The organism is Pseudomonas sp. S4_EA_1b (assembly GCF_016307435.1).
In the GTDB taxonomy this organism is placed as follows: Bacteria; Pseudomonadota; Gammaproteobacteria; order Pseudomonadales; family Pseudomonadaceae; genus Aquipseudomonas; species Aquipseudomonas rhodesiae.
Genome location: NZ_JAEILC010000099.1, coordinates 345 through 12069 on the forward strand (window position 1 = coordinate 345; position 11725 = coordinate 12069).

Genomic DNA, 11725 nt, shown 5'->3' on the forward strand with positions numbered 1-11725 from the left:
CCCGATGGCGGTGGGTCAGCCATACCTGTATCAGCTGACACGCCCTCATCGGGGGCAAGCCCCCTCCCAAAGTTTGCTCTTGCTGGGCAGAAACGCTACCGCAACGGCCCCACCACCTGGCGATAGCGTTCCACGCCTTGAGGTGTCTGCCTGACCAGTCGGATCTCCAGCCCCAAAGGGTCATCGCGGCGGTTGCCGCTCAATTGGCGCCAGCCTTTGTCGGCTTCCCATACCCGCACTTGCAGGTCGCTGACGCCACTCAATACCAGCACCCCATCCTTGGCCGCCGGCAATGGAAAGCGCGCGCGTGCCGGCGCGGCCGCGCGGTACAGGTCGTCGCCTTTGAGCCACCAGCGCACCCGTTGCAGGCCAGTGCCGGGGATGGCGGCGCTGCGGATCACCTCTAGCCTGAACCCCTTGGTGTCGGAGCTGCGCACCGTCAGCGCGGCCAGTCCGTCCGGGGTCTTGGTTTCGTCCGTCGGAACGCTCAATTCCACGCTGGCCCGCAGGCTGATGTCGCGCTCAAGCTGGTTCAAGGCCCGTAGTAATGCTTCGGTCTGTTCGGTGCTTGCCTGTAGGTGTTGATCGGCGCGGGTGACGCTGTCCAGGCCGCGCCAGGCGATCAGGCTGACCACCGCCATCAGCAAAATCGCCACCATCACTTCGATCAGGGTGAAGCCTTGCTGCGCGCGGTTCATGGTGCGTTCACCACGCGCAGCACACCGGCGGCGTCCCGTTGCAGGCTGAGGCGGTGTTGCCCGTCGGACAGCAGCACTCGCAACGGCGGGTTGATCCATTCGGCGTCAAGCACCAGGGTTTGGCGGGGCTCGATATCGATGTGCATGGGCGTGCTTTGCCACGGTCGCGGGCGCAATTGAGGGTCGCCTTGGAAGGTGTCCAGGCTTAAACCATCGTCGCTGCGGCGGCTGAAGCGAAAGCCCTTGGCGTCCGCGCGCCAGGTAATCGGGCGACCGTCCGCGCGGGCTTCGGCCTGAGCCACTTGTAGCAATTGGCTCAGGCGTTCGGCGTCTTGGCGCAGCAGGTGCAGCGGGTCGGGCTTGATGCTCAGGCTGATGGCGGCACTGGCGATGCCGATGATCACCAGCACCACCATCAGCTCGATCAGGGTGAAGCCGCGTTGGTTCATCGGTCGGTGCCCGGTAAGTCAGGGTGTTTGTGAAATAAAAACGTGCGAATTGCGCGGTAGGCTGATGGCACGGACAAACAGGAGGTCCCGCTCATGGCAATTTCCCTGCGTCTTTGCGCAGCCCACGGCGTGCAGGTCGGCGCGCTGCTGGCCGCGTTGGCTGCGGTGGTGGTGTGGACGCCGCTGTTGCTCACGTCCGCCGAATCCCATACGCCCGCTGCCACGCCCCAGGCCCTGGCGGCGCGCAGCGATAACCCGGCATTGCAATGGTTCTCCACCACGCCGACGGCGGTGCAGGTCAAGGTCACCGGGGTGCTGGCCGGGGCCCGTGGCGCGGTGGCGATCCTCAGCCTCAATGACGGCCCGCCGCGCAGTTTCCAGGTGGGCGAACGCCTCGCCCCAGGGGTGCGCTTGACGCTCATTGAAGGCGACGCGGTGCAGATCGAGCGCGGCGGCGAAACCCTGCAGGTCAAGATGAACAAATTGCCGGATGCGCCGGCGCTGGCGCCGCTCACTCGTCCCTGACCTGGGTGGTCAGGTGCGCCAGCGGTGGCGCCTCGCGGCTGGCGTCGAGTACTTGCACCTGCACCTGATACAGCGGGCCCGCACGTTCGATGGTCTGCTCGCAGCGTAATTTCAAGCGACCCTGATCACAGTCGAAGGTCTTTCTGCCACTGCGCAGTTGCGCCTCCAGACGCAGCTCCGCCAGGCGACTCTGCGCCGCGAGCAAAGCCATGGACTTGTCCCGCAACAGCCCGTTGCTCTGGGTCATCACCCCGGCCACGCGCACGGCAGCGGCCATGGCCACGGCGATAATTGCCAGCGCCACCAGCACTTCAATCAACGTAAAACCTTGCGCGTGGCGATAGCCGTGCATGGCGCTCTCCAAGCCCGGAAACAGGCCCGCAGACTAGCGCGGCGAGTTGACCGATTGGCGACCGAAACTCCCGAGGATTTTCAATACGACTGACATGTCTTCTTGCAACACTGCGCCCCGAACCGCACTCACCCCAAGGAATGTCGAGATGGATATCGCGCGCCTGACCTGCCCACTGCCCAGCCCTCGCGGCCAGCGTGGTTTTACCCTGATCGAGATCATGGTGGTGGTGGTGATCCTCGGGATTCTCGCCGCAATGGTGGTGCCCAAAGTGCTCGACCGTCCGGATCAGGCCCGCGCCACCGCCGCCCGGCAGGACATCGGCGGGTTGATGCAGGCGCTGAAGCTCTATCGCCTCGATCACGGCACTTACCCGAGCATGAACCAGGGCCTGAAAGTGCTGGTGGAGCGCCCGGCGGATGCCAAGAACAGCAACTGGCGTGCCTACCTCGACCGCTTGCCCAACGACCCTTGGGGCCACCCGTATCACTACCTCAACCCGGGTGCCAATGGTGAAATCGACGTGTTCTCCCTGGGCGCCGACGGCCAACCCGATGGCGACGGTGTGAATGCCGATATCGGCTCCTGGCAGTTGTAAGGCCCGCCATGAAACGGCATTCGCCCATGACGGCGAAGCAGCGCGGCATCGCGATTATCAGCGCCTTGCTGATCGCGGCGGTGGTGGCGGTGATTGCCGCCGGCCTGCTGACGCGCCAGCGCGTGTTCACCCGCAGCCTGGAGGCCGAACAATTGCGTATCCAGGGCCAGTGGCTATTGCTCGGTGCATTGGAGGACAGTCGGCAGCGGCTATGGGAGGCGCGTCAGAAGGACGTGCTGACCCGTCTCGACCAACCGTGGGCGCGTGCTCAAAAAGGCCTATTTGAAGGGCGCCTGGAAGACGAGCAGGGCAAGTTCAACCTGCGCAATCTGGTCAACCGGGGGCGGCCGGATGCCGAGCAGGTGCAGAACTTCGAACGGTTGTGCGGCTTGATCGGCGTCGACGGGGCGTTGAGTCGCCGCATCAGTCAGCGGGTCATCGCCTCGTATGACCAAACCGAGCAACCGGCCAGGTACCCGATGCTGCGCAGCCTTGACGACCTGAGCGGTGTGGAAGGGCTCGACCCGCTGCTGTTGCAGCGCATGCAGGGGTTTGTCAGCGTGTTGCCCGGGGTCACCTGGGTCAACGGCAACACCGCCCGCGCCGAAGTGCTCAGTGCGGTGGTACCGGGGTTGAGCCTGAGCCAGGCCCAGGCGCTGGTGGCCGAACGGGACGGCGGGCGCTGGTTTATCAACCGTGGCGATTTCGTCAACCGCCTGCACTTGCCCCAGGTGGCGGTGGAGTCGGTGCTGGTGGGCATCACCAGTGAGTGGTTTCGCCTGCAAGGCCAGACCCGCCGCGAACAGCGCCGGGTAACCCTCGATGCCTTGCTGCACCGCCCGGAAAATCGCCAGCCCCAAGTGATCTGGTCGCGGGTGGGGGCATGAAGCGCCTGCGTATCGGCTTGCCGCCCCTCGACCAACTGAGTGTCGACAGCCCGGTGACCTTCGCCTGGCTTGAACGTGGCGCGGTGGTTGCGCAGGGGCAGGCCAGCCTGGCCGAACTGGGCAAGACTCGCCAGCCCTTGGACTGTTTTCTGCACCCGCGCGACAGCCTGCTGACCTGTCTGGATCTGCCGCCGCTGCCGCCGAGCAAAACCCATGCAGCGGTGACCTGCGCGGCGCAGGCGCTGGTGCTGGGGCCGCTGGAGCAGATGCACGTCGCTCACGGCCCACGGGGCAGCGATGGGCGCGTGCAGGTGGGCTGGGTGCCCAAGGCCGGGCTGGCGCGGTTGGCTCAAGTGTTGAGCCAGGCGCAACTGAAGCTGCGCGGTCTGTATTCGGCGCCCTATGCCTTGCCGGTGGGCGGCGCAGCGTTAGAGGACGGCTACGGCCTGAGTCGCGACAGCCTGCACCTGGCGACGGTGCATCCGCTGGGCTTGCCGCCACTGGCGACGCCCCCGCTGGAGCCCGCGCAGCGCTGGAGCGGTGCGCTACCCGGCTGGGGCTTGCAGGCGCGCCCAAGCCAACCGTCGGGCGCCGGCTGGGGTAGGGCGCTGGCGTGCGTCGCGCTGGCCGTCGCCCTCTGGACCCTCGGCCTCAACCTGTACGCTGCCCGCCAGGCGGACGAGGGCCAACGGCTCAAGACGCAGATGAGCCAGCAAGTGCGCCAGGCGTTTCCCGAATTGCCGGTGGTGCTCAACCCCTTGCAGCAGGCGCGACAACAATTGGCCGCGCGCCAGGGCGGTACGGACACCGGCCCACGTTTCAGCGCCTTGCTGCAACTGGTCGGCAACCACCTGCCGTTTATGGTCGGCAGTGTTGAGCAATTGACCTTTGAGCAAGGCCGCCTGCACCTGGCGCTGCTGGCCGGCAGTCGTCAGCCGGCGCAGCCGGGGGAATGGCAAGCGGCGTTGGCCCAGGCCGGGTATGCCGCCACGCGCGATGAGCAGGGCTGGAGCATCGGCCCCACACAACCTGTCGAGAACGCCGAGGCCAGCGATGAATAAGTGGCTACGCGTGCGCGGCCAGGCCCAGGTGTTCTGGGCCGGTCTGGCCCAGCGTGAAAAACGCCTGCTGATCGGTGCCGGGCTGCTGCTGGCCAGCCTGTTGACCTGGCTGGTACTGGTGCAGCCGGCCTTGAAAAAAATCGCTTACTGGCAGGCCGAAACCCCCAAGCTGCGCGCCCAGGCCGAGGCCTTGCAGGTGCTGCTGCAGAATGTCGCCGCACCCCAGGTCGCCGACGACAACGCGCTGCGCCAGGCCCTTGATGGCGCCGGTCTGCGCGGCCATTACCAATTGCAGACTCTGGACCCCGGCGCATGGCGCCTGACCTTCGACAATGCCCCGGCCGACGCGGCGCTGGGCTGGTTGCTGGGCAATGTACGTACGTTTTCTCTGGAGGTGTCCGAGGCGCGTCTACAACGTGCCGGGGATGCCGTCGACAACTCGGCCGGCACTGTGTCCGGGACCGTTCGCATGGATCAGGCGCTTGGCGCTAAGGACGCTTCATGAAGTGGTCAGTCCCCCCGTTTCGCACCGTTGCGCCGCTGCTGTTGCTGGCCCTCAGTGCGTGCAGTTCCCAGGAGGCGCACAAACCCTTGCTGGTGGACAGCGAACTCGGCCAGCCCTTGGCCGACACCCGCCGTAGCGGTGCAACCGCGCTGGATCGCCAACGCGAGCCGGCCGCCAGGCCCCCGGTCAAACACGCGGTGACCAGCAGCGCCCGTGGCCAGGCCCCGGCCACCGTGAAGGTGCGCAACCCGCTGGGGGACCAGCCGGTGCAGCTCAACTTTGTCGATGCCGATATCCAGGCGGTGGTGCGCGCGTTGTCCCGTGCCACCGGCCAGCAATTCCTGGTGGACCCTCGGGTCAAAGGCAACCTGACCCTGGTCAGCGAAGGCCAGGTGCCGGCCCATCAGGCTTACGACATGCTGCTGGCGGCATTGCGCATGCAGGGTTTCAGCGTGGTGGACGTGGGTGGGGTGGCCCAGGTGGTGCCGGAGGCGGATGCCAAGCTGCTCGGCGGGCCGATCTATAGCGCCGGCAGCAGCGGCATGCAGACCCGCACCTTTCGCCTGCAATATGAGAACGCGGTCAACCTGATCCCGGTGCTGCGCCCGATCGTGTCGCCAAACAACCCGATCAACGCATACCCCGGCAATAACAGCATCGTGATCACCGATTACGCCGACAACCTCGCGCGCGTCGCGCAGATCATCAGCGGTATCGACACCCCCAGTGCCATCGACACCGATGTGGTGCAGGTGCAGAACGGCATCGCGGTGGACATCGCAGCCATGGTCGCCGAACTGTTGGAGACCCAGGGCGCGGACCCCACCCAGAAGATCAATGTGGTGGGCGACCCGCGCTCCAACGCCATCATCATCCGCGCCGGCAGCCCCGAGCGCACCGAGCTGGCGCGCAACCTGATCTACAAACTCGACAATGCCCAGAGCAACCCCAGCAATATGCATGTGGTGTATTTACGCAACGCCCAGGCCGGCAAACTGGCGCAGTCGTTGCGTGGGTTGCTGACCGGCGAAAGTGAGTCGGGGGTCAGTGATGAAGCGCGCAACAAGCTCAGCGCTATGGGCGGCGGCAGCCTGAACACGACAGCCGGCGGTGCAGCCCAGACCGGCAGCGGCACGCCCACCGGCAGCAGCGTGCAGCCCGTCTATGGGCAAACCGGCGCCGCCACCACCGCAACCAGCGGTACCAGCGCCGCCAGCGATCAAAACACCGCGTTCAGTGCCGGCGGCGTGACCATCCAGGCCGACGCCACCACCAATACCTTGCTGATCTCCGCGCCGGACCCGCTGTACCGCAACCTGCGCGAGGTGATCGATATGCTCGATCAGCGCCGCGCTCAGGTAGTGATCGAAAGCCTGATCGTCGAGGTAGGGGAAGATGACGCCACCGAGTTCGGCGTGCAATGGCAGGCCGGCAACCTGGGGGGTAAAGGTGGGTTCGGCGGCGTCAATCTGGGCGGCACTGGTATCAATGGCAGCCCCGCCAGCAAAACCAGTATCGACGTGCTGCCCAAGGGCCTGAATATCGGCCTGGTGGACGGCACCGTGGATATCCCGGGGATCGGCAAAGTGCTGGACCTCAAGGTGCTGGCCCGTGCGTTGAAAAGCAAAGGCGGCACCAATGTGCTGTCCACGCCGAACCTGCTGACCCTGGACAACGAAGCCGCGAGTATTTTCGTCGGCCAGACCATTCCCTTCGTCACCGGCAGCTATGTGACCGGCGGCGGAGGCACCAGCAACAACCCGTTCCAGACCGTCACGCGCGAAGAGGTCGGGCTCAAGCTCAACGTACGCCCGCAGATTTCCGAAGGCGGCACGGTGAAGCTGGATATCTATCAAGAGGTCAGCAGCCTGGATGCGCGGGCAACCGTAAGTGCCGGCGCGGTGACCAACAAGCGCGCGATCGACACCAGCATCCTCTTGGATGACGGGCAGATCATGGTGCTCGGCGGTCTGTTGCAGGACGGCTACAGCCAAAGCAACGACGCGGTGCCGTGGCTGTCGGATATCCCCGGGCTGGGGGCGCTGTTCCGCAATCAAAAGCGCAGCGTCAGCAAGACCAACCTGATGGTGTTCCTGCGGCCCTACATCATCCGCGACAGCGGCGCCGGGCGCAGCATCACCGTGAACCGCTACAACTTCATGCGCCGCGCCCAGGGCGCATTGCAACCGGAACACAGCTGGGCCATGCCGGATGTGCAGGCGCCGCAGTTGCCGGCGGTGGAGAAGGCGATTCCGGGCGCGCAACCGGGGCCGAGGGCTGCTATCCGCGCAGTGCCGGTGGGCGTACGACCATGAATTTAAATGAAGATCCAAATGTGGGAGGGGGCGTGCCCCCGCTGAGGGTGTGTCAGCCACAGATGTACAAACTGATCCACCGCTATCGCGGGCAAGCCCGCTCCCACATTTGCACCGTTCTCGGTCAGGAAGATACCTTGTGAGCCTTCTCCCTTACGCCTGGGCCAAGGCCCAACGCATCCTGCTGCGCCCCGGTGACAGCGGCATGTTGCTCACCGTGTGCCCCTCGACACCCGGTTGGGCCATCAGCGAAGCGCGCCGCCAGTTCGGCGAGTCGCCCGTGGAGCAGGTGCGCGACGACGAACTGGACGGCCTGCTCGCCACGGCCTACGCCGACACCGGCAGCGCCGCCGCTGTGGTGGGCGCGGCGGAAAACGAAGTCGACCTCGACCGCCTGATGCAGGCCATCCCCGAGATCACCGACCTGCTCGACACCCAGGACGGCGCGCCGGTGATCCGCATGATCAACGCCTTGCTCACCCAGGCCGCGCGGGACGAGGCCAGCGATATTCATATCGAACCTTATGAAAGCCACTCGGTGGTGCGCTACCGCGTCGACGGCACCCTGCGCGACGTGGTCTCGCCGCGCAAGGCGTTGCACGGCGCTTTGGTATCGCGGATCAAGATCATGGCGCAGCTGGACATCGCCGAAAAACGCCTGCCCCAGGACGGCCGTATCGCCCTGCGCGTGGCCGGGCGGCCGATTGATATCCGCGTGTCGACGGTGCCGACCGGCCACGGCGAGCGCGTGGTGATGCGCCTGCTCGACAAACAGGCTGGGCGCTTGCAGCTGGAAACCCTGGGCATGGACCCGCAGTTGCTGGTGCGCCTCGATGCGCTGATCCGCCAGCCCCACGGCATCGTGTTGGTGACCGGCCCCACCGGCAGCGGCAAAACCACCAGCCTTTACGCCGCCCTGGCGCGGTTGGACGCCAGCACGCGCAATATCCTCACCGTGGAAGACCCGGTGGAGTACGACCTGCCGGGCATCAGCCAGATCCAGGTCAACGCCAAGATCGACATGACCTTCGCCCTGGCCCTGCGCGCAATCCTGCGCCAGGACCCGGACATCATCATGATCGGTGAGATCCGTGACCTGGAAACTGCGCAGATCGCCGTGCAAGCCTCGCTGACCGGGCACCTGGTGCTCGCCACCCTGCACACCAACGACGCGGTGTCGGCGGTCAACCGCCTGGTGGACATGGGCGTGGAACCGTTTCTGTTAGCGTCGTCGTTGCTGGGGGTGTTGGCCCAGCGTTTGGTGCGGCGGCTGTGCCCGCATTGTAAGCAGCCGGACCCGACCGCGCCGGGCACCTGGCGCCCGGTGGGTTGCGCGCAGTGCAATCAGGTGGGCTACAGCGGACGCACTGGGATCCATGAGTTGTTTTATGTCGACGACGCGGTGCGCGGGCTGATCCATCAAGGTGCCGGGGAACAGGACCTGCGAGTGGCGGCACGCCGCGCCGGCATGTTCAGCCTGCGCGAAGACGGCGAGCGCTGGGTGCGCAGCGGCACCACCGCGCCGGAAGAAATCCTGCGCGTGACCCGGGACGCCGGATGAATCGCTATCGCTATGAAGCCGCCGATGCCAGCGGCCGCATCGAGATCGGGCATACCGAGGCCGACAGCCAGAGCGCGGCCTTCAGCCTGTTGCGCGGTCGCGGCCTGACCGTGCTGGCGTTGCAGGAGCAAACCCCGGCAACGGCAGGCGGCGGCCTGTTCACTGCCAAGCTCTCCGACAACGACCTGGCCTGGGCCACCCGGCAACTGGCGAGTCTGCTCGGTGCCAGCCTGCCCCTGGAAGCGGCCTTGAGCGCCACGGTGGAGCAGGCCGAGAAAAAACACATCGCCCAGACCCTCAGTGCGGTACGCACCGATGTGCGCGGCGGCATGCGCCTGGCCGATGCCCTGGCTGCGCGGCCACGGGATTTTCCGTCGATTTACCGCGCGCTGATCGCGGCGGGGGAGGAGTCCGGCGACCTGGCCCAGGTCATGGAGCGTCTGGCCGACTACATCGAAGAGCGCAACAACCTGCGAGGCAAGATCCTCACCGCGTTTATCTACCCCGGCGTGGTGGGGCTGGTGTCCATCGGCATCGTGATCTTCCTGCTCAGCTACGTGGTGCCCCAGGTGGTCAGCGCGTTCTCCCAGGCACGCCAGGACCTGCCGGGGCTGACCCTGGCCATGCTCAACGCCAGCGACTTCATTCGCGCCTGGGGCTGGTTGTGCTTTAGCGGCCTGGTCGGTGCGTTCTGGGGCTGGCGCCTATACCTGCGCAATCCGCTGGCGCGCCTCAACTGGCATAGCCGCGTGCTGCGCTTGCCACTGATCGGGCGCTTCGTGCTGGGCTTGAACACTGCACGCTTCGCCTCGACCCTGGCCATCCTCGGCGGTGCCGGCGTGCCGTTGCTGCGCGCCCTGGACGCGGCGCGGCAAACCCTGTCCAACGAGCGCCTGAGCCAATGCGTGAGCGACGCCACGGCCAAGGTGCGCGAAGGGGTCAACCTGGCGCCGGCGCTGGCGGTGGAGAAAGTCTTTCCGCCGGTGCTGATCCACCTGATCGCCAGTGGCGAAAAAACTGGGTCGCTGCCGCCGATGCTCGAACGCGCCGCGCAAACCCTGTCCAAGGACATCGAACGTCGCGCCATGGGTATGACCGCGCTGCTGGAGCCCCTGATGATCGTGGTGATGGGCGCGGTGGTGCTGGTGATCGTGATGGCGGTGCTGTTGCCGATCATCGAAATCAACCAATTGGTCACCTGATACGCGCCGGGTTTTGCCTGGCTCCCGATGGCTCGGGGCCAAGCTCGGGTTCCTCATTCCGTCATCTTTCAACCCCGTGCATGGCCCTGCGGCCAGTGGCGAAAACCATTGCGCTCGGCGGCGCCCAAACCGCTCAAAACGATGACCGAAACACCCGAGAATCTTTTTCAAAATCAAGCGCTTTCTCCCGAGGTTTTTTCCTTTAGCTGTCATCGAATGCTGCGAAATTTCCTACCCATGGCCTCCGCCTTCGCCACCCCCGGAACACGGCCTGGGTCCGAAGCCATGGCGTCATGCAAGAGCCATCTACCCCAAACGTACAAACACGATGAAAGGAGATTCTTCATGTTTAAGCGCAACGTTCTCGCGGTATCCATGACCCTCGCTGCACTGTGCTCGGCCCAGGCGGCCATGGCGGACATCAACGGCGGCGGCGCCACGCTGCCACAACCGCTGTACCAGACCGCTGGCGTACTCACCACCGGCTTCGCACCCTACATCGGTGTGGGCAGCGGCAACGGCAAGTCGGCGTTCCTGAACAACGACTACACCAAGTTCGTGGCCGGCGTGACTAACAAGAACGTGCACTGGGCCGGCAGCGATTCCAAGCTGAGCGCCGCTGAGTTGCTGGCTTACAAAACCAACAAGCAACCGACCTGGGGCAAATTAATCCAGGTGCCGTCGGTGGCCACGTCGGTGGCGATTCCATTCAACAAAACGGGCACCAACGCTGTCGATTTGAGCGTCAACCAACTGTGCGGCGTGTTCTCCGGCCGCCTGACCGACTGGAGCCAGATCACCGGCGCTGGCCGCACCGGCCCGATCACCCTGGTGTATCGCAGCGAGTCCAGCGGCACCACTGAACTGTTCACGCGCTTCCTGAACGCCAAGTGCGCCGAAGCTCAACCGTTCGCCGTGACCACCACGTTCTCGTCCAGCTACGGTGGTGGCCTGCCGTCGACTGCTGTTGCCGCCGCCGGTAGCCAGGGCGTGATGGATGCGCTGAATGCAGCGCAAGGACGTATCACCTACATGAGCCCGGATTACGCCGCGACCACCCTGGCCGGCCTGGATGACGCCACCAAAGTCGCCAAAGTCGCCGGTGTTTCCCCTGCGCCTGCCAACGTGTCGACCGCCATCGGCCAGATTCCTGCGCCCACCGAAGCACGGGCTGACGGCTCGTTCATCGACGCGACCAACCAGGACAACTGGGTACCGGTCTTCGCGGCCACGGCCAGCGGCTCAGCCACCTTCGCTTACCCTTCCAGCGGCTACCCGATCCTGGGTTTCACCAACCTGATCTTCAGCCAGTGCTACGCCGATGCGACCCAGACCACCCAAGTGCGCGGCTTCTTCAACCGCCACTACGGCAGCCTGGTGAACAACGACACCGCCATCAACAACAACCGCTTCGTGCCGCTGCCAGCGAACTGGAAAAAAGCCGTGCGTGACACCTTCGCCACTGCCACCAGCGCTCAAGGCATCGGCAACACCAGCGTGTGCAACGCCATCGGTCGTCCGCTGTAACCCCCGCTGTTCAGCACCGCTTTACCGATCAGCAACGGCCCGTGC

General features: G+C 65.5%; 12 protein-coding genes. 9 read left to right on the forward strand and 3 right to left on the reverse strand.

Annotated features, from left to right (window positions below; genetic code table 11):
• Positions 1-95 precede the first annotated feature (95 nt).
• Positions 96-698: a PulJ/GspJ family protein gene (locus tag YA0848_RS27415; protein ID WP_034113026.1), complete on the reverse strand. Its 603-nt coding sequence runs from the start codon at positions 696-698 to the stop codon at positions 96-98.
• Positions 695-1147 carry a type II secretion system minor pseudopilin GspH gene (gene gspH / locus YA0848_RS27420; protein ID WP_034096911.1) on the reverse strand — a complete coding sequence of 151 codons (453 nt, stop codon included), beginning with the start codon at positions 1145-1147 and terminating at the stop codon, positions 695-697. Before gspH ends, YA0848_RS27415 begins: the two co-directional genes overlap by 4 nt.
• 93 nt (positions 1148-1240) lie before the next feature.
• Here gspH and YA0848_RS27425 point away from each other — a divergent pair, with 93 nt between their 5' ends.
• Positions 1241-1672: a type II secretion system protein N gene (locus tag YA0848_RS27425; RefSeq protein WP_034096912.1), complete on the forward strand. Its 432-nt coding sequence runs from the start codon at positions 1241-1243 to the stop codon at positions 1670-1672.
• Here the strand turns inward: YA0848_RS27425 and gspI are convergent.
• The gene (gene gspI, locus YA0848_RS27430) at positions 1659-2024 is read right to left on the reverse strand and encodes a type II secretion system minor pseudopilin GspI (protein WP_169903877.1); all 366 of its coding nucleotides are present in this window, start codon (positions 2022-2024) and stop codon (positions 1659-1661) included. The two genes, YA0848_RS27425 and gspI, sit on opposite strands and share 14 nt — an antisense overlap.
• A gap of 148 nt (positions 2025-2172) precedes the next feature.
• On the opposite strand from gspI, the gene gspG reads away from it, so the two are divergent.
• The 8 genes from gspG (at position 2173) to YA0848_RS27470 (ending at position 11680) form a co-directional block, all read left to right on the forward strand.
• On the forward strand, positions 2173-2622 hold the full coding sequence (gene gspG / locus YA0848_RS27435) for a type II secretion system major pseudopilin GspG (RefSeq protein ID WP_034096914.1): 450 nt from the start codon (positions 2173-2175) through the stop codon (positions 2620-2622).
• A gap of 8 nt (positions 2623-2630) precedes the next feature.
• On the forward strand, positions 2631-3509 hold the full coding sequence (gene gspK, locus YA0848_RS27440) for a type II secretion system minor pseudopilin GspK (protein WP_169903876.1): 879 nt from the start codon (positions 2631-2633) through the stop codon (positions 3507-3509).
• On the forward strand, positions 3506-4570 hold the full coding sequence (gene gspL / locus YA0848_RS27445) for a type II secretion system protein GspL (protein ID WP_169903875.1): 1065 nt from the start codon (positions 3506-3508) through the stop codon (positions 4568-4570). The genes gspK and gspL overlap by 4 nt, the downstream gene beginning before the upstream one ends.
• Positions 4563-5075 (forward strand): type II secretion system protein GspM, encoded by a 513-nt coding sequence (gspM, locus tag YA0848_RS27450; protein WP_169903874.1) that lies wholly within the window; start codon positions 4563-4565, stop codon positions 5073-5075. The genes gspL and gspM overlap by 8 nt, the downstream gene beginning before the upstream one ends.
• The gene (gspD, locus tag YA0848_RS27455; RefSeq protein ID WP_169903873.1) at positions 5072-7390 is read left to right on the forward strand and encodes a type II secretion system secretin GspD; all 2319 of its coding nucleotides are present in this window, start codon (positions 5072-5074) and stop codon (positions 7388-7390) included. The genes gspM and gspD overlap by 4 nt, the downstream gene beginning before the upstream one ends.
• Before the next feature lie 139 nt (positions 7391-7529).
• Complete coding sequence (gene gspE, locus YA0848_RS27460; RefSeq protein WP_169903872.1) at positions 7530-8951, forward strand: type II secretion system ATPase GspE; 1422 nt, start codon at positions 7530-7532, stop codon at positions 8949-8951.
• Positions 8948-10153 carry a type II secretion system inner membrane protein GspF gene (gspF, locus tag YA0848_RS27465; RefSeq protein WP_169903871.1) on the forward strand — a complete coding sequence of 402 codons (1206 nt, stop codon included), beginning with the start codon at positions 8948-8950 and terminating at the stop codon, positions 10151-10153. Before gspE ends, gspF begins: the two co-directional genes overlap by 4 nt.
• Positions 10154-10498: 345 nt before the next feature.
• Positions 10499-11680, forward strand: a complete 1182-nt coding sequence (locus tag YA0848_RS27470; RefSeq protein WP_034096920.1) for a substrate-binding domain-containing protein — start codon at positions 10499-10501, stop codon at positions 11678-11680.
• Positions 11681-11725 lie beyond the last annotated feature (45 nt).

What these genes read in the sequence shown, in the direction of transcription:
- gspI (WP_169903877.1), bottom strand. Translation starts at nt 2,024, where the DNA reads ATGCACGGCTATCGCCACGCGCAAGGTTTTACGTTGATTGAAGTGCTG.
- gspG (WP_034096914.1), top strand. Translation starts at nt 2,173, where the DNA reads ATGGATATCGCGCGCCTGACCTGCCCACTGCCCAGCCCTCGCGGCCAG.
- gspD (WP_169903873.1), top strand. Translation starts at nt 5,072, where the DNA reads ATGAAGTGGTCAGTCCCCCCGTTTCGCACCGTTGCGCCGCTGCTGTTG.
- YA0848_RS27470 (WP_034096920.1), top strand. Translation starts at nt 10,499, where the DNA reads ATGTTTAAGCGCAACGTTCTCGCGGTATCCATGACCCTCGCTGCACTG.
- gspL (WP_169903875.1), top strand. Translation starts at nt 3,506, where the DNA reads ATGAAGCGCCTGCGTATCGGCTTGCCGCCCCTCGACCAACTGAGTGTC.
- gspH (WP_034096911.1), bottom strand. Translation starts at nt 1,147, where the DNA reads ATGAACCAACGCGGCTTCACCCTGATCGAGCTGATGGTGGTGCTGGTG.
- gspF (WP_169903871.1), top strand. Translation starts at nt 8,948, where the DNA reads ATGAATCGCTATCGCTATGAAGCCGCCGATGCCAGCGGCCGCATCGAG.
- YA0848_RS27415 (WP_034113026.1), bottom strand. Translation starts at nt 698, where the DNA reads ATGAACCGCGCGCAGCAAGGCTTCACCCTGATCGAAGTGATGGTGGCG.
- gspK (WP_169903876.1), top strand. Translation starts at nt 2,631, where the DNA reads ATGAAACGGCATTCGCCCATGACGGCGAAGCAGCGCGGCATCGCGATT.
- YA0848_RS27425 (WP_034096912.1), top strand. Translation starts at nt 1,241, where the DNA reads ATGGCAATTTCCCTGCGTCTTTGCGCAGCCCACGGCGTGCAGGTCGGC.
- gspM (WP_169903874.1), top strand. Translation starts at nt 4,563, where the DNA reads ATGAATAAGTGGCTACGCGTGCGCGGCCAGGCCCAGGTGTTCTGGGCC.